25 protein-coding genes and 1 riboswitch are annotated in these 22,673 nt (G+C 48.9%); of the genes, 14 read left to right on the top strand and 11 right to left on the bottom strand.

Annotated features, from left to right (window positions below; all coding sequences use genetic code 11):
- The first annotated feature begins 68 nt into the window (after positions 1 to 68).
- From B3M90_RS03525 to paaX, 4 genes are all read left to right on the top strand, one after another.
- A complete protein-coding gene (locus B3M90_RS03525) occupies positions 69 to 935 on the top strand; it encodes a 3-hydroxyacyl-CoA dehydrogenase (RefSeq protein ID WP_290782612.1) in 867 nt (288 codons plus the stop codon).
- Positions 932 to 2,140 (top strand): acetyl-CoA C-acyltransferase, encoded by a 1,209-nt coding sequence (locus B3M90_RS03520; RefSeq protein ID WP_290782610.1) that lies wholly within the window; start codon positions 932 to 934, stop codon positions 2,138 to 2,140. Before B3M90_RS03525 ends, B3M90_RS03520 begins: the two co-directional genes overlap by 4 nt.
- Entirely contained in the window at positions 2,137 to 2,904 is a 768-nt protein-coding gene (locus B3M90_RS03515) for an enoyl-CoA hydratase-related protein (RefSeq protein ID WP_290782608.1), read from the top strand. The genes B3M90_RS03520 and B3M90_RS03515 overlap by 4 nt, the downstream gene beginning before the upstream one ends.
- A gap of 73 nt (positions 2,905 to 2,977) precedes the next feature.
- Positions 2,978 to 3,862: a phenylacetic acid degradation operon negative regulatory protein PaaX gene (paaX, locus tag B3M90_RS03510; protein WP_214856067.1), complete on the top strand. Its 885-nt coding sequence runs from the start codon at positions 2,978 to 2,980 to the stop codon at positions 3,860 to 3,862.
- A gap of 46 nt (positions 3,863 to 3,908) precedes the next feature.
- On the opposite strand, the gene B3M90_RS03505 is transcribed toward paaX, so the two are convergent.
- Positions 3,909 to 4,448 carry a gamma carbonic anhydrase family protein gene (locus B3M90_RS03505; protein WP_290782605.1) on the bottom strand — a complete coding sequence of 180 codons (540 nt, stop codon included), beginning with the start codon at positions 4,446 to 4,448 and terminating at the stop codon, positions 3,909 to 3,911.
- Between the two features lie 91 nt (positions 4,449 to 4,539).
- Here B3M90_RS03505 and B3M90_RS03500 point away from each other — a divergent pair, with 91 nt between their 5' ends.
- The 4 genes from B3M90_RS03500 to B3M90_RS03485 all read left to right on the top strand — a co-directional run bounded on the left by B3M90_RS03500 (position 4,540) and on the right by B3M90_RS03485 (position 7,222).
- Entirely contained in the window at positions 4,540 to 5,478 is a 939-nt protein-coding gene (locus B3M90_RS03500) for an NAD(P)H-dependent flavin oxidoreductase (protein WP_290755783.1), read from the top strand.
- A gap of 136 nt (positions 5,479 to 5,614) precedes the next feature.
- Complete coding sequence (locus tag B3M90_RS03495) at positions 5,615 to 6,043, top strand: DMT family transporter (protein WP_290782603.1); 429 nt, start codon at positions 5,615 to 5,617, stop codon at positions 6,041 to 6,043.
- 15 nt (positions 6,044 to 6,058) lie between these two features.
- On the top strand, positions 6,059 to 6,727 hold the full coding sequence (locus tag B3M90_RS03490) for a Crp/Fnr family transcriptional regulator (protein WP_290755781.1): 669 nt from the start codon (positions 6,059 to 6,061) through the stop codon (positions 6,725 to 6,727).
- Positions 6,728 to 6,739: 12 nt separating this feature from the next.
- Entirely contained in the window at positions 6,740 to 7,222 is a 483-nt protein-coding gene (locus tag B3M90_RS03485; protein ID WP_290755779.1) for a DMT family transporter, read from the top strand.
- Positions 7,223 to 7,298: 76 nt separating this feature from the next.
- Here the strand turns inward: B3M90_RS03485 and msrA are convergent, their stop codons facing one another.
- Both msrA and B3M90_RS03475 read right to left on the bottom strand, forming a co-directional pair.
- Entirely contained in the window at positions 7,299 to 7,829 is a 531-nt protein-coding gene (msrA, locus tag B3M90_RS03480) for a peptide-methionine (S)-S-oxide reductase MsrA (protein WP_056063762.1), read from the bottom strand.
- A gap of 94 nt (positions 7,830 to 7,923) precedes the next feature.
- A riboswitch (SAM riboswitch) is annotated at positions 7,924 to 8,027 on the bottom strand.
- Positions 8,028 to 8,089: 62 nt separating this feature from the next.
- Complete coding sequence (locus B3M90_RS03475; RefSeq protein ID WP_290782601.1) at positions 8,090 to 9,268, bottom strand: M20 metallopeptidase family protein; 1,179 nt, start codon at positions 9,266 to 9,268, stop codon at positions 8,090 to 8,092.
- Between the two features lie 77 nt (positions 9,269 to 9,345).
- Between B3M90_RS03475 and B3M90_RS03470 the strand changes: the two genes are divergently transcribed.
- Positions 9,346 to 9,639, top strand: coding sequence for a putative quinol monooxygenase (locus B3M90_RS03470; RefSeq protein ID WP_035411012.1), 294 nt, complete (start codon positions 9,346 to 9,348; stop codon positions 9,637 to 9,639).
- Positions 9,640 to 9,694: 55 nt separating this feature from the next.
- Here the strand turns inward: B3M90_RS03470 and B3M90_RS03465 are convergent, their stop codons facing one another.
- Both B3M90_RS03465 and B3M90_RS03460 read right to left on the bottom strand, forming a co-directional pair.
- Entirely contained in the window at positions 9,695 to 12,055 is a 2,361-nt protein-coding gene (locus tag B3M90_RS03465; RefSeq protein ID WP_290782599.1) for a C40 family peptidase, read from the bottom strand.
- Between the two features lie 141 nt (positions 12,056 to 12,196).
- Positions 12,197 to 12,751: a GNAT family N-acetyltransferase gene (locus tag B3M90_RS03460; protein ID WP_133208350.1), complete on the bottom strand. Its 555-nt coding sequence runs from the start codon at positions 12,749 to 12,751 to the stop codon at positions 12,197 to 12,199.
- Positions 12,752 to 13,020: 269 nt separating this feature from the next.
- On the opposite strand from B3M90_RS03460, the gene B3M90_RS03455 reads away from it, so the two are divergent.
- From B3M90_RS03455 to B3M90_RS03445, 3 genes are all read left to right on the top strand, one after another.
- Positions 13,021 to 13,350, top strand: coding sequence for a DMT family transporter (locus B3M90_RS03455; protein WP_029340708.1), 330 nt, complete (start codon positions 13,021 to 13,023; stop codon positions 13,348 to 13,350).
- Positions 13,347 to 13,664: a DMT family transporter gene (locus tag B3M90_RS03450; RefSeq protein WP_023467016.1), complete on the top strand. Its 318-nt coding sequence runs from the start codon at positions 13,347 to 13,349 to the stop codon at positions 13,662 to 13,664. Before B3M90_RS03455 ends, B3M90_RS03450 begins: the two co-directional genes overlap by 4 nt.
- 128 nt (positions 13,665 to 13,792) lie before the next feature.
- Positions 13,793 to 14,536, top strand: coding sequence for a general stress protein (locus tag B3M90_RS03445; RefSeq protein WP_290782597.1), 744 nt, complete (start codon positions 13,793 to 13,795; stop codon positions 14,534 to 14,536).
- 111 nt (positions 14,537 to 14,647) lie between these two features.
- Here B3M90_RS03445 and B3M90_RS03440 read toward each other — a convergent pair whose 3' ends face one another.
- Positions 14,648 to 15,463 (bottom strand): aldo/keto reductase, encoded by an 816-nt coding sequence (locus tag B3M90_RS03440; protein WP_290782596.1) that lies wholly within the window; start codon positions 15,461 to 15,463, stop codon positions 14,648 to 14,650.
- Positions 15,464 to 15,595: 132 nt separating this feature from the next.
- On the opposite strand from B3M90_RS03440, the gene B3M90_RS03435 reads away from it, so the two are divergent.
- Entirely contained in the window at positions 15,596 to 16,621 is a 1,026-nt protein-coding gene (locus tag B3M90_RS03435) for an iron-containing alcohol dehydrogenase family protein (protein ID WP_290782595.1), read from the top strand.
- Positions 16,622 to 16,675: 54 nt separating this feature from the next.
- On the opposite strand, the gene B3M90_RS03430 is transcribed toward B3M90_RS03435, so the two are convergent.
- From B3M90_RS03430 to B3M90_RS03410, 5 genes are all read right to left on the bottom strand, one after another.
- Positions 16,676 to 17,638 carry an EAL domain-containing protein gene (locus B3M90_RS03430; RefSeq protein ID WP_290755766.1) on the bottom strand — a complete coding sequence of 321 codons (963 nt, stop codon included), beginning with the start codon at positions 17,636 to 17,638 and terminating at the stop codon, positions 16,676 to 16,678.
- Positions 17,639 to 17,815: 177 nt separating this feature from the next.
- Complete coding sequence (locus tag B3M90_RS03425) at positions 17,816 to 18,079, bottom strand: DUF1294 domain-containing protein (RefSeq protein WP_035410989.1); 264 nt, start codon at positions 18,077 to 18,079, stop codon at positions 17,816 to 17,818.
- A 17-nt stretch (positions 18,080 to 18,096) separates the two neighbouring features.
- Complete coding sequence (locus B3M90_RS03420; RefSeq protein ID WP_290755763.1) at positions 18,097 to 18,837, bottom strand: TPM domain-containing protein; 741 nt, start codon at positions 18,835 to 18,837, stop codon at positions 18,097 to 18,099.
- On the bottom strand, positions 18,834 to 19,427 hold the full coding sequence (locus B3M90_RS03415) for a LemA family protein (RefSeq protein ID WP_029340715.1): 594 nt from the start codon (positions 19,425 to 19,427) through the stop codon (positions 18,834 to 18,836). Before B3M90_RS03415 ends, B3M90_RS03420 begins: the two co-directional genes overlap by 4 nt.
- 107 nt (positions 19,428 to 19,534) lie before the next feature.
- Positions 19,535 to 20,371, bottom strand: a complete 837-nt coding sequence (locus B3M90_RS03410) for an undecaprenyl-diphosphate phosphatase (protein WP_290782594.1) — start codon at positions 20,369 to 20,371, stop codon at positions 19,535 to 19,537.
- 174 nt (positions 20,372 to 20,545) lie between these two features.
- Here B3M90_RS03410 and B3M90_RS03405 point away from each other — a divergent pair, with 174 nt between their 5' ends.
- Complete coding sequence (locus tag B3M90_RS03405) at positions 20,546 to 22,627, top strand: heavy metal translocating P-type ATPase (protein ID WP_290782593.1); 2,082 nt, start codon at positions 20,546 to 20,548, stop codon at positions 22,625 to 22,627.
- The last annotated feature ends 46 nt before the right edge of the window (positions 22,628 to 22,673 follow it).

The following is a 22,673-nucleotide window of genomic DNA, read 5'->3' as shown; positions in this document are numbered from 1 at the left end:
GGGAAGGCTGGAGTTCCGTCGGGAAGTCCAGCCTTTTTTAACAGCACAGGGGATAAGGGGGAAGTCAGATGATAGAACAAATCGTTGTCGTCGGATCCGGCGTCATGGGACGTGGCATTGCGTACGTTGCCGCACACCGCGGATTTCAGGTGACACTCGTTGATATCAAAGAAGCGTATGTCGAAAGTGCCTATCAAGAACTCGAACGCATCGCGGAGAAAGGCATCGCGCGAGGCAAAATGTCCGCGAGTGAAGTCGAGGGACTGTTCGATCGATTAAGTTTGTCGACGGATTTAGCAACAGCTGCACAACAAGCGGATCTCGTCATTGAGGCGGTACCGGAACAACTCAGCATCAAACAGCAAGTCTTTGAAACGTTAGAAGCGAATGCACGTCCGGACTGTTACTTTGCGACGAACACGTCGACGATGAGTCCGACGGAAATTGCCTCTTTTACGAACCGGGCGGACCGGGTCATGGCGATGCATTTCTTCAATCCGGTCCATCTGATGCCACTGATCGAGCTCGTTCGTGGTCTTGAGACATCGGATGAGACGGTCGCAGCTCTTGAGCAGGTAGCGAGTCAGATGCAGAAGGAAACGGTCGTCATCCGTGAGTTTCCTGGGTTCGTGACCTCGCGGATCAGTGCGCTCGTTGGAAACGAAGCGTTCTACATGTTACAAGAAGGACTCGGGACACCAGAAGAGATCGATAAAGCGATCAAACTCGGCTTAAACTATCCGATGGGACCATTCGAACTCGGGGACTTGGTCGGACTTGATACTCGGCTCCACAACTTAAAGTATCTGCATGAGAAGCTCGGCGAAAAATACCGTCCGGCACCACTGCTCGAACAGTATGTCAAAGCCGGACGACTCGGTCGTAAAACAGGTCGTGGCGTCTATGACTATACGAATCGCGAGGTGACATCATGAAACGGGTCGCCATCATCGATGCCGTTCGGACACCGATCGGTCGCTATAACGGCGCGTTGCGTCAGGTTCGTCCAGATGACTTAGGAGCACGCGTCATCGAAGCGTTGCTTGAGCGTAATCCACAAGTCGATCCGAAGACGATCGAGGAAGTCATTTTCGGCAATGCGAATCAGGCGGGGGAAGATAACCGGAACGTCGCCCGGATGTCCGGACTGCTGGCTGGTCTACCGGTCGAAGTCGCCGGTACGACGATCAATCGCTTATGTGGATCAGGACTCGATGCTGTCATCGCAGCTGCTCGCGGAATTGCCTTAGGTGAAGGGGACATCTATATCGCTGGAGGAACGGAAAGCATGACACGTGCACCGTTCGTCCTCGCGAAGCCGGATCAAGCCAACCCACGTGGCAATCAGACGATGTATGATACGACGATTGGCTGGCGGTTCGTCAATGATCGCTTAGCAGATAAATATGGAACGGATTCGATGCCAGAGACAGCTGAGAACGTCGCCCGTCAGTACGGCATCTCACGCGAAGCACAGGATGACTTTGCGTTTGAGAGTCAGCAACGCGCAAAACGAGCCATCGAGGCAGAGCGCTTCACGGAAGAACTAGTTGCGGTTACGCAAATGGATCGGAAAGGCAACGTCAGCGTCTTTGATCAAGATGAACACCCACGCCCTGAGACGACACGTGAGAAACTCGCGACGCTTCGTCCTTTATTCCCGAACGGTACCGTGACGGCGGGAAATGCATCTGGCGTCAACGATGGTGCGTCGGCGCTGTTATTGATGAGTGAAGAAAAAGCAAACGAACTCGGCTTGACACCGCTTGGGTATTACCGAGCGAGTGCGACAGCAGGCGTTGAACCCGCCATCATGGGCATCGGACCGATCGACGCGACGGAAAAAGTTCTCCGGCGGGCAGGATTGACGGTCGAACAGCTCGATCAGATTGAGTTGAACGAAGCGTTTGCGGCTCAAAGTCTTGCTTGTATTGAAGCACTCGGTCTACCGAGCGAAAAAGTCAACGTCAACGGCGGGGCGATTGCCTTTGGTCATCCGCTCGGCGCAAGTGGAGCGCGGATTTTGACGACGTTATTGCATGAGATGCGCCGGACGAACCGGACATATGGTCTTGCCACGATGTGTGTCGGAGTTGGACAAGGGATCGCACTCGTCGTCGATCGGGAGGGACTCGTATGATTCATTTGGAACGAGAAGGCTATATCGCGATCGTCCGGATCGATCGCCCAGAACGGTTGAACTGTCTCGATTATCCGACACTTGTCGCCTTACAGGAACAAGTCGATATGTTGTCGGTCGACTTGGAAGCGCGGGTCGTCCTGTTCACCGGAACCGGTAAAGCTTTCAGTGCCGGCGCCGATTTAAAGGAACGCGTACATTTGAATGAAGAAGAAGTCCGACGTAATGTCCTTGCGATTCGCAACGTCTTCACCTCGATTGCACAATTACCCCAACCGGCGATCGCTGCCGTCAATGGGCACGCGCTCGGTGGTGGCTTTGAATGGATTCTTGCCTGTGATTTCCGCTTTCTCGTCAAGGATGCACTCGTCGGGTTGACGGAGACTAGCTTCGGAATCATTCCTGGGGCTGGCGGAACACAACGCTTGCCGCGATTGATCGGGGAGACACGAGCAAAGGAATTGATCTTCACGGCGAAAAAAATCGATGCGATGACAGCAGAACGGTACGGACTCGCGACAGCCGTCGTCGCCCGGGAAGCGTTGATGACGACCTGTCTTGAGTTTGCCCATCAGATGTTACAGAACGGTCCGATCGCCTTGCGCCAAGCGAAACGAGCAATTGATCAAGGACGGGACGTCTCTCTCGAACAAGGACTGCAGCTCGAGACGGAAGCCTATGAAGTCGTCATTCCGACCGCCGATCGTCAGGAAGCGCTACAAGCCTTCGCTGAAAAACGACCACCACGCTTTGAAGGAAGATGAGGATGGTCGACGTTTGAAATAACCCGTATACTAACGATACACACTATGAACGACTGAAGAGAGAGTGAATACCATGAGTGCGAACACCCAATCAATGATCTTTACGATTTACGGCGATTATATCCGTCATTACGGAAACAAAATCTGGGTCGGGAGTTTAATTCGACTCGTCAAAGAGTTCGGACATAACGAACAAGCCGTTCGGGTCGCAGTATCCCGGATGGTCAAACAAGGCTGGCTCGTCTCCGAGAAGCAGGGGAGTAAAAGCTTCTATTCGTTGACGCCGCGTGGGGTGGAACGGATGGAAGAAGCAGCGCGCCGGATCTATAAATCAACACCGCACGACTGGGACGGGAAGTGGCGGACGTTAATGTACACGATTCCTGAGGATAAGCGACAGATTCGCGATGAGCTTCGTAAAGAACTGACGTGGAGTGGGTTTGGCAACTTATCAAACGGGGTCTGGATTTCGCCGAATCCGCTTGAAAAAGAGGCGGAACGATTGATTGAAGCGTACGAAATCGAAGAGTATGTCGATTTCTTCGTCGGTGAATACCACGGTCCAAAGCAAGACCAATCCCTTGTTGAGCGCGCTTTTCCACTAGAGGAATTGCAGGAACGTTACGAAACGTTCATCACGGATTATAGCCGGCAATACATCGTCCATCAGAGTCAGCTCCAACTAGGAGAAATGACGGATGAGCAGTGTTTCGTCGAACGGACGATGCTCGTACATGAGTACCGGAAATTCCTCTTCACGGATCCGGGACTCCCGCAAGAACTATTACCGGATGCTTGGAGCGGACACCATGCGGCACTGTTGTTCGAGCAATATTACCGTCTGCTTGCGCAACCAGCGAGCCGGTTCTTTGAATCAATCTTTGAAGAGACACACGATGTGTCACAACGTAGCGCTTCGTATGATGCAACAGAACACCCGCTGTTTGCGGAACGATGATATACAAAAGAGCGGGACGGATCGCGCGATCCGCCCCGCATTCGTGTCATTCAGATGTGTTCTGTTCAGCTGATCCTGCGAGAATGTTTCGGAAAGCATATCCTTTATCGACGTAGGAATCAATCGACTCCTGAATCATCGCGAGATCCGCTTCCGTCAGTTCACGCACGACTTTACCGGGTGAGCCGATGATCAGCGAACGGGGTGGGAAGACTTTTCCTGATGGAATCATCGTGTTCGCCCCGATGATGCATTCTTCACCGATGTCTGCATGATCAAGAACGGTCGCGCCCATTCCGACGATCGAACGACGTCCGATTTTACAGCCGTGTAAAATCGCGTTATGTCCGACCGTCACTTCATCCTCGATGACGACAGGTGCGCCTTCGTACAGATGAATCGTTGCGTTGTCTTGGATACTGCAGCGTTTGCCGATTGTAATCGGTCCTTCGTCACCGCGTAAGACAGCGTTGAACCAGATGGTAGACTCGGAACCGATTGTGACGTCTCCAATCAGATAAGCGCCAGGAGCGATGAATACATCGGATGCTACGTTCGGATGAATCGATTGATACGGAATCTTCATAACAGAACGACCTCATTTCTAGGATAAGATGAACTACTATTCATTCCCTGTCAGTATATCATGCGGTGGGAGTCGAGAACGGAGGAAAGATATGTTTCCGATTTGTGAGCTATTCAACATTCGTTATCCATTGATCCAAGGAGGGATGGGTAACATTAGTCATGCAGCACTCACGGCAGCGGTGTCGAATGCCGGAGGACTCGGAACGCTTGGGTGCGGTACGTTGTCGGTCGATGAAGTAAAGTCTCGGATTCAGGAGACACGAATGCTGACGGATCAACCGTTTGCCTTGAACATCGCGATTCGTGTGTCTCCTTATACGGAAGCACTGATCGATCTCGCGATTGCAGAAAAGATCCCGGTCGTCTCCTTGTCGGCGGGAAATCCGGCACCGTACATAGAGCGACTTCAAGTTGCCGGTATCAAAACGATCGCGGTCGTCGCTTCAGTCAAACAGGCAGTAAAGGCAGAACAGGCAGGGGCAGATGTACTCGTAGCGGAGGGAGTTGAAGCGGCAGGCATCAATTCACCGCTCGAGTTGACGACACTGACCTTGATTCCGCAACTCGTCGATCGGGTCAACATTCCGGTCCTTGCAGCAGGTGGGATTGGCGATGGGCGTGGACTAGCAGCTGTCCTGTTGCTTGGTGCTGCCGGCGTCCAGCTCGGAACACGGTTGATCGCGACGGAAGATGCGAAGGTCCATCCAGTTTATAAATCGCGCTTAACGGATGCGACAGATACCGATACACGCATCATCGGGCGCTCCGTTGGATTTGTCCGACGTGTCCTTGGTGGTCCTTACGTCGAACACCTCACAGCCGAGACACCTGCTGCTTTTCTCGATCAGACGAATGAGTCGTATCATATTACAGGCGCTCTTGAAGGCGATGAAGAGAAAGGATATGTCAACGCTGGACTGGTTGCCGGTTTGATTGGTGATGTGCCAACGGTTGCTGAGTTGTTTATGCGCATGATGGAGGAAGCAGAGGAACAGCTGAAGCGGACGACTGCTCGTTTTGCGACATGAACATACAATGATGACCCGTAAACCCGCTTGTGGAAAGCGGGTTTTTTCATGTTTTTTTGAAAATGGGACATTTGTCCTTTTCAAGTGAGGCACGAATAAGGTCTACTCTAGTGTAGAGATTAAAGGAGGAGATGACGTGCAAGGAGTCGTGTTTGCTTTGATGAGCGGTCTGTTCATCGCCCTGCAAGGCATATTCAATGCGCGCCTTGCGACAGGCGTCGGACCGTGGTTATCCGTATTGATCGTCCACTTTGTTGGTCTGATGGGTTGTTTAGTCATTTATAGCTTCGTACGAGATCGGAAAATCGGCGGATTCCGTCAGTTACCGTTGATTTATGCGAGCGGTGGTTTGATTGGCGTGCTAGTCGTCGTAACGGAACTGACAGCGATCCAAAAACTCGGCATGACATGGGCGATGTGTTTGTTACTCGTCGCGCAGATTTTATGTGCCTTTCTGATTGATTTAAAAGGATGGTTCGGTGTCTTAAAAAAACAAGGAAATCGTGGTCAGTGGGTTGGTGTGGGTCTCATGCTTGCAGGAGTTGCGATTTTCTCACTTGCCTAAAGGGAGGGAACGAACATGGAAACCGTCATCCAACAATATGGACTGGATACGATTTTAACGAAAGAGACGCGCGCTTGGTTGCGTGAAGAAACCTTCCGAAAAGGAGAACTCCTCTGTACGACCGGTGCGACAATCGACCGGATGTACTTCATCGTCGCAGGCAAGGTCAAGATTTCTGCTGCTTCATCAGAAGGAAAACAACGGATTTTACGATTCAAAACACCACTGACAGTGATTGGTGACGCCGAGTTCATCAATGAACGAGAAGTGTTGAATACAGTTGAGGCGGTGACCGATGTCGATGTGTTGAGCGTGCCGTATACGATTTTACGCGAGCACAATACGACGAATGTCTTTCTGCAATTTTTACTAAGAACAATTACAGCGAAGTGGTATGCCGATTCGAAATCAGCGTCGCACCACGTACTCTATACGGTCGAGGAGCGATTTGCAGGCTACTTATTATCGATTGCGTCCGAAGCTAGTGACAGTTTGTTTTATCAGGAGATGCGGACGTCGAATCTACATGACGTCGCTGACTGGCTTGGAACAAGTTATCGTCATCTCAACCGGATCATCACGAAGTTGTGTGAGGAAGAGATTCTTGTTCGACGACGTGGCAAGATCATCATCGTCGATTTGGAACGGATTCGCGAGAAAGCGAACGGTAACAGCTATGAGTAAGGAGGAACGAACATGATAATAGGCATTGTGTGTGCCGTATTGGCTGGAATGTTAATCAGTTTGCAGACGGTATTGAATGCTCGGATGAGTAATGCATTCGGCGCATGGGCAACGACGACGCTGGTTTTCTTCGTCGGCTTCATCGGAGCAAGCATCACGTATGTCCTGTTTCGTGGTGGAACGATCGGACAGATTCAAAACGTGTCACCACTCTACTGGTTCGGTGGACTCGTGGGTGTCGGTGTCGTCTTTTGTGTCATGCGCGGGATTCAATTGCTTGGTCCGTCCGTCGCGATTTCTGTCGTGTTGATTTCGCAGTTGAGCTTTGCCCTTGCTGTTGATACGTTCGGTTGGTTCGGTTTGCCACAAATCGACTTATCGTTTGGTCAGCTCATCGGTCTCGCTGTCATGGTGTGTGGCATCTTCGTCTTGAAACGGTATCAAGTCGTGGCACCGGAACAACAGGCAAAGGATCAAGTAGAACGTGTTTCATGACTTACTTTTTCCATAACAATGAAACAGGTCAGCAAACCAACGTTTACTGACCTGTTTTTATATACATTTTTTTGAATCAGACCGTCGTCGTATCTTTCCATTCCTGTTCGATGAAAGCATCGCGACCAGAAGCAGCACGATCTTTTTTATAGTGTTCTGGATTTTTCTTATGGAAGTCTTGGTGGTACTCTTCCGCCGGATAAAATTCAGAAGCAGCATCGATCCGCGTCACGATTGGCTGTTTGAAACGGTTGCTTGCAGCAAGAGCGTCACGAGAAGTAATCGCAGCTTCATGCTGCGCATCCGTATGATAGAAGATTGCTGGCGCGTACTGCGTGCCGCGATCTTGGAATTGACCTTCTGCATCCGTCGGATCCGTTTGTGGCCAGTAGAGTTCGAGCAGACGCTCGTACGGGAACAGGCTCGGGTCAAACGTGATTTGGACGACTTCGAGATGTCCCGTCGTTCCTGTCTTGACTTGCTCGTATGTCGGATTGTCGACGTGTCCGCCCATGTAACCTGATACGATTCCCTCGATTCCTGGTAATTCTTCAAACGGTGTCACCATGCACCAAAAACATCCACCTGCAAATGTTGCTTTTTCCATCTGTCTCTTCCTCTCCGTGGGAAATCCCCATTGTATGTCTGACAGCGAGAAAACGAAAACGACTCCTTCGCTTGGTTGCAAAAGGAGTCGCCGCTTTTTATCAACCAAAGCTTTCGCTTTGCTGGTCGTAGCACCTTGCTATGCGCAGGTTGCTGGGACGTCATCGATCCAGATCTCTCGGTCCACTCTTGATAAGGGTATATGAAGTTGATGTCATTCGTTATCATTGTTGTGATGATACCATTCACACAGAAATAAAGTCAATCCTTAGGTTTCAAGGCACGTAAAACCGTCGCTCCGAGTGTCTTCGCACCAATCAACAACGCCTGTTCGTTGATTTCGTACTGCGGATGATGCTGTGGATAGTTGACGCGACCGTCCGTATATCCGGAGCCAGTAAAGAAATAACTTCCCGGGACATGTGTTAGATAATGCGCGAAGTCATCCGCAGCCATCATTGGTGTGAGTGCCCGGACGGATGCTTCCGGTAAGAAAGAAGCGGCTTCCTGAACAAGTTTTGTCTCGTCCGGATGATTCCAGAGTGCTGGATAACCAGTCGTGAAGTCGATTGAATAGGTAGCACCGATGCCGGCACATGTCGTTTTGGCGACAAGATCGACTTCTTGCCGGAGCTGATGCCGCAATGTCTCATTGAACGTCCGAATTTCACCGACGATGCGTGCTTCACCCGTGACGATGTTCGGAGCCGTTCCCGCATGGAAAGAACCAATTGCAAGAACAGCAGGCTCAAACGGATCGACCCGTCGACTGACGAGATGCTGTAAGTTGCAGACGAGCTGCGCTCCAGCGACGAGCGCATCTTTTGTTTTATGTGGTGCTTGGGCATGCCCGCCTTGACCGTGGACGATGATTTCGAATTCGTCGATCGCACATAATGTATGTCCTTCCCGAAACCCAATCGTACCAACCGGTAAATCATTTTCGAGATGTGTCGCAAAAATCGCATCGACACCTTCGAGGACACCGGCTTCAATCATTTGAATTGCTCCACCGGGAAAGACCTCTTCACCATGCTGGTGAATGATTCGAATCGTTCCTTGCAATTGATCACGTAACGGATAGAGCGTAGCAGCCAGGGCCATCACCATTGCCGTGTGACCATCATGCCCGCAAGCATGCATGATACCAGGATGGATCGACCGGAAAGCAAGCGTTGTCTCTTCCTGAAGTGGTAATGCGTCAAAATCTGCGCGGACAGCAATCGTCGGACCAGGTTGTTTACCTTCAATCGTCGCGACGACCCCACGATCTCCAACGGCTGTTTGATGAGGAATGCCTCGTTCTGTGTAAAAGGTAGCAATCCGTTCTGGTGTGCGGACTTCTTGGAAGGACAGTTCCGGATGCCGGTGGAAATCACGACGTAACGCGATCATCGTGGGTTCAAATTGTTCAAGTGCTTCAAAAAGTTGAGTTTGCATCTTCAAGCTCCTTTGACGTGTGTCTTTTCGTGAAAATGGGTACATATACAGGTAATCACGAAAGGGGATAATGAAACATGGGAGAAATCGTCGTCAACGCTGTACTTACAATCAAAGCAGGACTCGCGGATCAAGTTTTCCCGATTCTACAAACGGTCTATCATGCCTCACAAAAAGAAGAAGGATGCTTACGTTATTCCTTGCACCAATCGATCGAGGATGAGCATCAATTCATGCTGTATGAAGTGTATCGGGACGAAGAAGCGCTTGAAGCGCATATCGCATCCGACCACTATAAAGCCTATCGTGAACAGATCGAATTATACTTGATGGACCGACAAGTGGCGAAATACGTCGAGATGACTTTCTGACGTGTTGCGATAAGAAGAGACGAACCCGTCGAAACCGACGGATTCGTCTTTTTTATTACATCGATTTAAAGCCGAGGAAATGCTCCTGCCAACGCGGTTCATAGATTGAATTGATTTGCAGCTGTGAACCACCCGCATGGATGAAGTGTTCGTTATCGAGCATGATTCCAATATGCGATGGACCGTCTGTATAGGTGTTCTGGAAGAAGACGATATCTGAGCGTTTACCACTTGAGATGCTCGTCCGGCGATTCGTAAAGAAAGCACCGTACCAGTAGCCACGAACGTTCGTCCGACCACCGTATTTTCCAGCCTTGTTCGTCGCGTAGTGAATCAAACCGGAACAGTCAAAACCACCATTCACGGCATCTTGCGAACCCCATGTGTATGGTGTGCCGATATGTTGGACTGCTGCTTGGATCAGCTTTTCACCACGCGTATTCGTATTATTCTTTTTAACGACCCGTTTATCGGACGTGATCGTCACAGCGGATACAGGAAGATAAACAGGTGTCCAGCCTGACTGGATGACATAGAAGTTTCCGACTCGATGACGCGGATAAACCCGTTTGCCTTGTTCAACGAGTCCGCTACCTTTTGGACTTGTTGGACTCGCAAAGAACGACGTCGTCTGTTTGACCGTATAGATTTTCGCCCGGTCGATCGCTTTTTGTGTCAGTTTCATATCGGGTTTGCTCGTGCTGATATAAGGGTTGAGGACGTAACCCGTTTGACCATTTGCCAGGCGAACTTGCCAAAAATCATCATCAATTGATTTTAGACCGATTAATTTCGTCCCTTTCTTCAAATAGGCAGCTGGGCGACTGTAAGCCACGTCGGCAGAGAAGAGTGGCGTCTGGTCCAGGTGGACATAAAATGTCGTGCCTTTTTTTGCTTTTGCCGTCGGCTTGTTCAGTCCGATACGACTCGAATCGACGAAACCAAAGGCATTTTTATATTTGACGCGTGTATAATAACCGCTTTTTCCGTAAATCGAAATCGAGGTACCTTTTTTTAGTGTGCCGATTTTTTTGCTCGAAAGTTTTGCCTGCGAACGAATGACGACATCGTCCTCTGTCACGTAGCGTTGACCAGTGACGTCATACAGATCCGGCTTTTTCGTCACGAGATCCGTCGTCTTGACGTAGCCGTAGACCGATCCTTTTTTCAAGCGTGTGTAACTACCGCTTGTGCCGTAAACCGTTAGTTTGTCAGCTCGTTTGACGGAATACATAATTTTGCTCTTCGTCGAAGCAGACGTGTAGACGGACAAGTTGCGTTTCGCGTATCGTGTCCCGGTTGATGCATAGACTTTTCCAGTACCGAGATCAGCTGTCTTGACGTAAGCATGAACTCCACGGAAGATGATCCGGCTATAGGTACCGCTTGTGCCATACACCGTCAGCAGCGTATTCGTTTGGTGTTGCTTCAAGACAGGACTTGAAGATTTGGCGTCCGAATAGATTGGCGTAGCGCGCTGAACATAGAGGCGTGCAGTCTTCGGATAGTATTTCAACGTACCGAGATGTGCCGTCAACACATAGGCATACTCGTCGTTTCGTTTGATTCGTGTAAATGACCCCTCGATGCCGTACGTCTGAAGAGAAGTATTCACAGGAATCGATTGTACGACTTTTCCTTTCGTAGTCGCAGTAGCATAGACCGTCGTCTGCTGTTGGACGTAACGTAGCCCGGTTTCCGAATGGTTCACGACCGGCGCATCAGCTAAATCAGCCGTCAATACGAAGGCGTAACCCGTCTTAGTCGCAACACGTGTAAAAGTACCGATCGTACCGAACGTTTCGAATGCTTGATTTTGAGTGACAGCTGACTTCGCGCTCGTCGTCTTCGGTTCAACGAAAAGAGAAGTCGCTCGTTTGGCATAACGCGTTCCAACTAATTTCGGAAGTTGCTCGAGTTGTGTCGTAGAGACGTAGACGTATTGCTCGTCCCATTTCAGACGTGTGAACGTGTCGAAAGTGCCGTATGTATCGATTCGCTGATAGGCGGGAAGTGTCGTCACGACGGTGGAATCAAATGGTGAAGCAACTAATGAGAGTGGACCTTTCGACGTCAGTGTTGCTTGTTTTTGAAAGACAGGTGCTGTTTGCGTCAACGCGTTTGTTGCGACATAAGCAGCGCCTTCTTGCCAACTGACACGGGTAAAGTCACCGTCCGTGCCAAGTGTCTTGAATGTCGTTCCTGCTGGTAGTTGTTGGATGACCGTTGCGGAATCAGCCGTTTGTAGCAACGCAGCATCCTCTTTCAAATAAGCCGTTCCGATCGTCTCGGTGACTGTTTGTGTTTCTGCCGTTGATTGAGCAGGTGGCGATTCAGCGAAAGCGGGTGCGGGTAAAACCGAGCTCAACATTAACGTTGCGGCAAGTCCAGCAACATGAGCAGTCCATTTTTTCATCAAGAGGTTCACTCCAATTCTTAAAATTTGTCATTATGAATAGTGTAGCATGCGCTTGTTTAAAAATTGATAAAAATCAAAAAAATAGGAGATTGTCTATAAAAAAACGGTATGCCTCGGCACACCGTTTGAAGTCATATGTTAGTTATCTTCTTCGTGATCCACTTGCCATTCCCAGTCGAGCATGCCGTAAATCAAGGAATCGCGCCAGTGGTCTTCGAGATAGACCGTCTCGCGAAGCTGTCCTTCCTTCGTCATGCCGACCTTTTGCAACACGCGTTCGGAAGCGACGTTCCGTGGGTCACACGTTGCCGTGATGCGGTGTAGTTCTAGTTTTTCGAAACCGAATTGGAGAAGGAAAGAGGCGATCGACGTCGCATATCCGTTCCCCCATTCATCAGGCGAGAGGACGTATCCGATTTCGGCGATTTTATTATCAACGTCTGTGATGACGAGTTCACCGGCACCGATGACGACGTCACTTGGAAACGTCACGGCAAAGACATAACGACGTCTTGGTGTCTCGAGTTCACTTTCAAGCGCATCATGTAGGAATTGTTTCGTATCCGTTTCGGTATTCGGTCCCCATGATTGGAATTGACTGACGATGGGTTGTGAGGCATAGGCGTGAACCGCTTCTACATCTTCTGGTGTAAAACGACGAATCCGAAGTTGATCATTGATTTTATAACGCATGCAGCATCCTCCTCTTTCAGATGAAGTCACTTTGATTCTATTTGACAGATGGGGAACGGATTCCTGTTTGACACGGGAAAAAGGGCGTGCTAGGGTGGTTGTATCGAATGGAATAGGGAGTATCCTCTAGGGTTCCGTACGGCTGGACCGAGGGAGGAACATGGACGTTTGTCCATGCAACGGAGGTATAAAAGCCCGGGAGTAAAGCGAATCGTCTCGCTTGCTCCCGGGCTTTTTCATTTGAATTTACCTATCAGGAGGCAATTACTATGGCAAAGTATTGGATTGGCATCATCGTCGCAGCGTGTTTTGAAGTGGGCTGGGTCATCGGATTAAAACATGCGGCAACACCACTTGAGTGGGCTGCAACGATCGTCTGTATCATCGTTAGCTTTACCGTATTGATTAAAGCGAGTAACCATTTACCAGTCGGAACGGTCTATGCTGTTTTCGTCGGTCTCGGAACAGCAGGAACGGTCGTGACGGATATCGTCTTGTTCGATCAAGCCGCTTCCGTGATGAAATTAGCATTGATTGCTGTCTTACTCGTCGGCGTCATCGGTCTGAAATTAGTCAGTGGAGAGGAGAAATCAGCATGAGTTGGATTTATTTAATCATTGCCGGAATCTTTGAGATGTTTGGTGTCGTCTTGATCAATACGTTCAATCAAAATAAGAATGCGAAGAATCTACTGTTGATGGGAACAGGATTCGGACTCAGTTTTCTATTTTTGACACTTGCGATGAATGGTTTACCGATGGGAACAGCGTACGCGGTATGGACGGGAATCGGAGCAGCGGGCGGTGCGATTCTCAGCATGGTGCTCTATAACGAATCAAAAGACTGGAAGCGACTGGTCTGCATCGGTCTTGTCTTGAGTGCTACAATCGGCTTGAAACTCGTCGGTGAATGATCGTTTACATGTCAAACAGATGACGTTTTAATGGAACGCATGTTTTTTGGCATATTTTAACGCAAAAGAGGAAATACTCCTTATAGAAGTCACGCATGACAAATCGTGTCGATAAGGGGAGAATATTCATGAAAACAAAACAATATATCGGAACGTTCTATTCAGAGGAAGAATTGATTTCAAAAATGGACGAACTGCACATTCAAGGACACCGGGAGGAAGACTTCTACGTCATCGTCAAGGAGAAGTCGAACATCGCACTCGTCCGTAGCCAAATGGACGCAGAAATCGCGACGACGAAACCGTCTTGGATCGACCGGATTCGTGGAAACAAAGGACGCGATCAAGAAGTCGATGATCTGTTCGGGTCACTTGATCTATCAGACAATGAGATCGAACAACGCAAAACGGAAGTCGAAGGTGGAGGCTTCGTTCTGTTGCTTGAAGTCCAAGACATCCAGTTCGATCCACATTTAAATACAGATAATACGCATCCTGATGTAAAGGTTCGTTATGGTAGTGGCGAAGAGACGCATACGTCATCAGATGCGAATTCCAATGCACAGCTCGGCTCTGGTAATCCGCTTGATATTGATAAAGATTCGAAGGAAGAGCATGCAGAGATTGATTTGCATCGTGCCGGTACGGATAAGATGCCGCAAGACGAGCAGGCAATCGATCATTCAAAAAAACTCGACGGGAACCGGGAACCGGACATCGCGATGCGTCGGGATGATGATTTCCGACGTCCGGAAACAGAACGCGAGGAAAAAGAACAGGATGCAACGCAAGACAGCGAAGAACATCGTCAATCGAAACATCAATCAGATGACATCGCCAAGCAAGACCATGGAAATAATTTAGACCGCTAAAATAATAGATTAGAATCACGCATCAGGGTCATCATCAAAGAAGGTACTTTCCGGATCAATTCCGAAAGGTACCTTCTTTTTGTATGGAGATTAAACGAGAATCGTCTCGTCTTATTTATGATCCGGATTTGATCCTGTACGCACGTTGGCGTTCAATTGATCGATGGCTTGCATATCAGCGTCTGACAAGGTGAAGTCGAAGACATCAAGATTTTCGCAAATGCGGCTTGGCGTGACAGATTTCGGAATCGCGACGATATCGTGTTGCAAGTGCCAACGGAGGACGACTTGAGCTGGCGTTTTCTGATGACGATCGGCAATATCGACGATGACCGGATGCGTTAACGCGTCGCGTCCTTTCATCAATGGACTCCAAGCTTCAACGACGATACCGTGCTTGCGGCAAAAGTCTCGGATCGCTTCTTGGCTGAGGAACGGATGGAGTTCAATCTGATTGACGGCAGGAACGATTGATCCTTCGGCTAAAATTCGTTCCAAGTGCGGAATATGGAAGTTCGAAACACCGATGGCACGCGTCTTTCCTTCTGCATAGAGATGTTCGAGCGCCCGCCATGTCTCGACATAACGATCCTCTTTTGGCATCGGCCAATGAATCAGATACAAGTCAACATAATCGACACCAAGCTTTTGCAGACTCGTCTCGAAAGCGGCAAGTGTCTCTTCATAACCGTGATCGGAATTCCAGACTTTCGTCGTTAGAAAGATCTCTTCTCGGGGAATGCCCGAGTCACGCAGCGCGCGACCGACACCTTCTTCGTTCTCGTAAATCATCGCCGTATCGATTGAACGATACCCGGCGCGGAGTGCTTCGCTGACCGCTTCATATACTTCTTCTTCCGGTACTTTAAAGACACCATATCCGAGTTGGGGCATGCTGATGCCGTTATTTAACGTAATCTGTTGCATCGATTCATCGACTCCTTTGTAGTAAATTCTTCTCTTTTCTAGTGTACGCGCTCCTCCTGTAAAAATCGAATGATTGCCGAAGTGAGTTCTTTTGCGTATACTGAGCGATAACAAATATTAGGAGGCGATCCTGTGATTCGACAAGCTGTTTTACAATACATACATGAGCAACACGCACTCGATCAACTCGAAGAAGTGATAGGTGATCGTTCAGCAGTCCTGATTCATGGACGTCAGGCCTATGAAGCAGCCGCTTTTGCTTTACCAGAATTACCACGTTTTTTATTTGAAGGACATTGTACGGATCAACAGGTGGAAGCTTTCAAACAGGTATGTGCTCCATACGATGTGATTCTCGCGCTCGGAGGTGGAAGTGTCATCGATACGGCAAAACAAGTCGCGTTTCAATTACAACGCCCAATCATCGTCATTCCGACGATCGTCTCGAACTGTGCTCCGTGGACTCCGCTTAGTGTCATGTATAACGAAGAGGGACAGTACATCCGATTTGATACGTTCCCCGTCGTGATTGAAGCCCTTTTACTCGATCATCGGATCATCGCAGCGAGTCCGTATGATTATTTTGTAGCGGGGCTCGTCGATACGTTAGCGAAGTGGTATGAAGCACGTGCCTTAAGCGGATCATCGGCTGAAGATCCCGTCATCGAGATGGCACTTCGGACGGCTGAACGTTGTAAGGATCTTATCTTGTCGACGAATATAACGGAAACGCGTTTTCGTGAGTATCCCGTTGAAATGCAACATCTCGTCGAAACCGTCATTCCGTTAGCCGGAAGCATTGGTGGTTTTGGTGACGCGGCGACGCGTGGTGCAATTGGACACGCAGTGCATAACGCGTTATCTCCTCATCCAGAAACGCATGCGTTCTTGCACGGGAGTAAGGTCGGTTACGGACTACTCGTTCAAGAGAAGTTACTCGGACATGATGATGATTATGCAGAGTTGCGTGACTATCTTCTTGCACAAGAGCAGCCGACGGCACTCGCAGACTTCGCATTATCGCTCGATGTCGTCGAAACACTTGCTTTACGGACATCGAAAGAGGAATTGTGTCGTCTGTTGCGTCCGATCGTGTCAATGGAACAACTAGTGGATGCTATTACACGGAACGAGACGGTTTTCGTTTCGACGACTTAACATAAAAATACGCACATGTGCCGAATAATCATCAAACGGTCCATGTGCGTATTTTTATTGTGCTTTCGCAAAGCGAGCGTAAGGAGCAGGGCGACCGAGTAAGTATCCTTGACCAAGATCAAAGTCGAGTTCGCGGCAAAGATCGAGTTCTTCTTGCCGTTCGATGCCTTCCGCTAAGATTTGAATCCCCATTTCTCGTGTCAGATGACGGGCTTTCCGTAAAAAGGCTTCGTTTTCTGGATTCGTATCGCAGTGATCGATGAAGGAACGATCAATTTTAATATAATCCGGTTGAAGCAAGGACAACATATCGAGTGTCGAGAAACCAGCGCCGACATCGTCCAGTGCTACTTGAATGCCTTGCTTTTTATACTGTTCGAAGACGTGTTTCAAATGGTTGACGTCTTCAATTTTTTCCGTTTCGACGACTTCGAAGACGAGCCGACTCGGATCGACTTGATAACGTTCGACGATCTCAAACGTATGGCGCAGGCAGTACTCCGGATTATAGATCGTCGAAGGGAGAAAGTTGATGAACGTTTTTGTTGTGCCACCGATATGATGCGTCGCACGGATGGCTTCTTCACGCGCCCGCTGATCAAGACGGGAATGAAGCCCCATTTTCGAGGCAGTGGAGAACAGGACACCCGGTGAGATCGGCGTGTTGTCATCTGCTGCGCGCAGTAAGGCTTCGTTCGCAACGAGGATATTTTGTTGAATATCATAAATCGGTTGCAGATGGCTTGTCATGACGCCGTGCTGGATAAAATCAATCGCTGACCGATGCTTTAGCTGTTCTAAGAGTGCTGAAGCTAGGATAGGTGCTGTCACATAACGCGATTGTGTGGCGCGACAGGATACGGGATAATCCGCTACACGCAAAAGCGACGTCAGTAACTGTTCGAGTTGTTCGAATGATTGATAGGAATAGATTTCTGGTGTTGGTGACTGGATATGGAGTGCTCCCGCTTCAATAAAACGGATTGATGTCGTGCATTCGGCGCAAGGATGCCACATAAAAAGATGTCCACCTCTCGATACATCAAAAGATGTATTAATTAAATTGGTTAAACTCTTTACCCTGAGAGAAAAAGAATTTAAACCTATCTTTTATAATCATTGACCTCATCCCAAAAAGAGAAGGGAACGACGGACACATTTCCGTACGTTCCCTTCTCTATCGGTCACATTCTTTCATTGTGAAGTGTAAAATATCCAGAAAGCGAGATGCAACACAGCTGCAAGCGGCACCAGCCATTGGAATTTCGCTTTCCGTGTCTTATGCCGGACTGTATACATACCAATCCAAGAACCGAGCGCACCACCGAGGAAAGCAATCGTCAATAGTGTCGCTTCCGGTGTCCGGTAAGCATGTTGTCGTGCTCGACGTTTATCCTGCCACATCGAGCCAAATCCGATGAGTGTCAGGAGGATGTAATAACCTAAAATGATCCTCATGAAAACCGACTCCTTTTCTAACGTTCGGCACCGCCGCCGCCGGAACTACCGCCGCCACCACGACTGCCGCCGTTTCCACCACCGCCACCGCGCATGATCGCGGAAAAGATGTTCAAAATCGCAAAGAAGAACATACCGCCGGTGAACTTCATATCGAGGAATAACAAGATCAGCAATCCGGCACCGATCAGAATCTTCGTCCACAGCGGAAGCCCCCCATCATTTTGGGATTTCGGAGGATCTTGTGACTCGAGCGACTGATCCTTTGAAATGACACTGACGACAGCTTTATATGTTTCAGTCGCCGCTTTTCCATACTCGCCATTCTCTTTATAAGGAACCGCGTATTGATCGAGGATGCGCCCAGCCGTGATGTCCGTCAGAATGCCTTCTAGTTTATAACCGACCTCGATCCGGAATTGCCGATTCTTTTCGTTCGGAGCGACGACGACGAGTACCCCATTGTCTTTTCCTTTTTGACCGATGCCTTGTCGCCGGAATGTTTCATTGGCGTAAGAACTTAAGTCCTGTCCCTTTAGATCGGGAACCGTCTTCAGCACGACTTGTGCTGTCGTGTACTGTTCCAGCTCCTGACCGAGTTGCGCGAGTTCGGCTTCTTCCGAAGGAGTGAGCAGCTGAGCATCATCCTGGATGAAAAAAGCTGCTCCCGTTCGTTCTGAAACGGCACTAGCTGTCGGAACGAAGAGGAAGAAGACGAGGAACGCGCTCAACAGAAGTCGCGTCCACCGCCGAATCATTTCGAATCACTGTTAAAGTCGACAGTCGGATTTTCTCGGTCGCTGTCTGAAATCTCGTAATACGGTTTTTTCTCGAATCCGAAGGCGGAGGCATAAAGTGCTGTTGGGAAGCTCCGACGTTTTTTGTTATAAAGCGTCACGGCATCGTTGTAATCCTTGCGGGCGATCCCGAGACGATTTTCTGTTCCTTCCAGCGTGTCCATCAAGGATTGGAATCGTTCACTTGATTTTAGTTCCGGATAAGTGGTTTGCAAAGCAATCAATCCACGAAGCGAAGACGTGACTTGTTGATCGGCTTCAATCCGCTGCTCAGTTGAAGCAGCGCGCGCAAGACCAGCTTGAGCTTCAGCGACTTTTCCGTAGACTTTTTCTTCTTGACCTGCGACACCTTTGACGGTTTCGACAAGGTTCGGAATCAAATCCGCACGACGCTTGATCTGGTTATCGACTTGCGACCATTTATTCGATACATCTTCTTCTACATTGACGAGGCTGTTGTATTGGCCGATTGCTAAAAACGCAATCACGACGACGACAACGACTCCGATGATTAATGGGAGTTTTGATCGACTCCGACTTCTGCGTGCCATATGGCGTTCACTCCTTTAATTATGTCTCATCCCTATATACCCTTAACCGAGTGAATTAGTTTCAAAAAAATAAAAAACCGTCAGCTAAAATAGCTAACGGTTAGGACTTACATGTAGACGATGACAGCAAGAACGGCTGCTAAGACGAGGCGATAGATCGCGAACGGAACGAGTTTAATCTTGTTGATCAGTTTCAGGAAGAAGCGAATCGATAAGAGGGCAAACACGAACGATGCGACGAATCCGACGGCATAGAAGCCGAAGTCGCCTGGATTAATATTATCCCAGTTCTTAACGAGTGAGAGGAAACTAGCACCGAACATGATCGGTACGGCCATGATGAACGTGAAGTCAGCTGCCGTCCGGTGATTCATGCCGAGGAAGACCCCTCCGGAAATCGTTGAACCAGAACGGGAGAAGCCAGGCCAAAGGGAAATACATTGGAATAGACCGACGAATGCTGCTTGGCGATATGTAATCTGATCAAGCGATGTCGTTTTCGGTTCCTTTGGTCCGAGTTTGTCGGCTGCAATCATCAAGAGGGCACCGACCGCAAGACCGATGATGACCGTTTCGATCGAGAAGAGGTTCTCATCGATGAAGTCTTCGAATAACAATCCGAGGATAGCAGCAGGTAATAGACCGATCAAAACGTGACGTAGTTTTAACTTGTGTGTACCCGTCGCATCGTGTTCTCCTTCAATCTTATACAGACCAATCAAACTGAAGAGACGTTTCCAAAAGACGACGATGACCGCAAGGATGGATCCGAGCTGGATGACGACCTTAAAGGTGTTTGCTGAGTATTTACCGAGAAATTCGGTTGTTTGTAACCACATGTCATCCACGATGATCATATGACCTGTTGAAGAGACAGGTGCGAATTCCGTCATTCCTTCGACGAAACCGAGTAAAAGAGCTTTCAAGAGTTCAATGATATGCATGGTAATCTCCTTCTATAATGATGTGCTATGTAAAAACATATCATGTTTTATTCTTGTGAGATAGAACCAATCGGAATATCGGGCGCAAGACCGAGGAAAGTACGGATTGATAACGGAAGGAAAAAGGCGTACGATGACTGTATAATCAAACAAATATTTGAATGAGGTGAGAGAATGCGTGAAGCGACTGAACCGATCCGGATTTCAGGAATTGATTGTGCGAACTGTGCAGCGAAAGTAGAGCGTGGCGTGGCAAACGTAACAGGAGTCAAGGAAGCGATGTTGGATTTCGCAGGGCAACGTCTCTATATCACATACGCATCCCCAGATATCCAAGAACAGACGTATCGTCACGTTGTTCAGCGTGTTCACGAACTAGAACCAGATGCTCTCCTGCAACGCGAGCAGGATACACGAGACACGACTGAAATGGTATTTTGGACAAGGTCAAAGAAACTTCAAACACTCATAGGTCTGACCTCTTTCGGAATAGCATTCCTTGTTCCCGAGTCCATACAAATATGGTTGTATCTTACGGCGTATGTATTCATCGGGAATGAAGTATTACGTAATGCACTTCGGTCGACACGACGCGGACAGTTGTTTGACGAGAATTTTTTGATGATGCTCGCGACGATCGGGGCATTCGTCATTGGGGAGTATACAGAAGCGGTGGCAGTCATGTTGTTTTATCAAATCGGTGAATATTTTCAGCATAGGGCTGTCAATCAATCACGACGCTCGATTTCAGCATTGATGGATATTAGACCACAGCAAGCCGTGCTTGAGGATGGGCGACGTGTGCGACCGGAAGATGTCATTCCAGGACAGCGAATCATCGTCCGTGCTGGGGAACGGATTCCACTTGATGGAACGATCAAGCAAGGTACTGCCTTTCTGGATACGGCAGCATTGACAGGAGAATCGGTTCCTCGGCGTGTTCATGAAACGGATCATGTGCTAGCCGGTACGATCAGCACGGACGGACAGTTAGTGATTGAAGTAGATCGGTCGTATACGGACTCGGCGGTCGCGAAAATCATTTCACTGGTAGAACAAGCCTCTCGTCATAAAGCACCGACGGAAAAGTTCATCACACGATTTGCGCGAGTTTATACGCCGGCTGTTGTCGTGATTGCGCTAATTTTAGCGGTTCTGCCGCCTCTCTTACTGAATGCTTCCTTTAGCGAGTGGACGTACCGGGCGCTTGTCTTTCTCGTCATCAGTTGTCCTTGTGCGCTCATGCTTTCCATCCCGCTCGGCTTTTTTAGTGGAATCGGTGCTGCTTCAAAGCGAGGCATACTCGTCAAAGGCGGAAATCATCTAGAATCGTTGCAACGAATCGATACCCTCGTCTTGGATAAAACAGGTACGTTGACGAAAGGGAATTTTGAAGTCGTCGCTATTCAAGCACATACGATGACGAAACAAGAGTTACTACAAGTAGCAGCTCGGGTGGAACGGCAATCGAATCATCCGATCGCGACTTCAATCGTCCGGGCGGTTGATGGCTTACCATCTAAAGATGGTGGCATTCACTTATCAGAAATAGCAGGGAAAGGCGTCAGTGGGGAGTACGATGGTCGACTGCTGCGTGCAGGAAATGCCGAGTGGTTAAAGGAACTGGGCTTTACACCTGATAAAGAAACCGAAACCGGTACCTATGTTCACATTACTCAGGACCAAGACTATCTGGGATGGATTCGAATTGCAGATCAACTGAAGACGACGACGATGGAAGCGATCATCCAATTGAAAAAGCGAGGCATCCGTCGAATCGTCATGCTGACAGGCGATCGGAAACAGACGGCAGAAGCAATCGGAAAACAGTTGGATCTCGATCACGTCATTGCGAACTTGTTGCCGCATCAAAAAGTCGAAGCGCTGGAAGAACTGATGAAGACAGCAAAAGGAAAAACAGCGTTCGTAGGGGATGGAATCAACGATGCCCCTGTCCTGACACGGGCGGATGTCGGAATCGCCATGGGCGGACTCGGGAGTGATGTGGCGATTGAAGCAGCGGATGTCGTTTTGATGACCGATGAGCCGAAACAGCTTGCCGATGCGATGGATGTTGCCAGAACGACGCGAAAGATCGTCTATCAAAACATCTATTTTGCCCTTGGAATCAAAGCAATCTTTTTGTTACTTGGAGCCTTTGGAATCGCAACGATGTGGGAAGCCGTCTTTGCTGATGTCGGTGTGACAGTGTTAGCGGTCCTGAATGCGACGCGTCTATTAAAGATACGTGCATGAACAAATATGCGATCATTTCCTCTTTTGAGGAGATGATCGCATATTT

The organism is Exiguobacterium sp. UBA6309 (assembly GCF_002439205.1).
Classification (GTDB): domain Bacteria; phylum Bacillota; class Bacilli; order Exiguobacteriales; family Exiguobacteriaceae; genus Exiguobacterium_A.
This window is presented reverse-complemented; position numbering and strand designations above follow the sequence as displayed.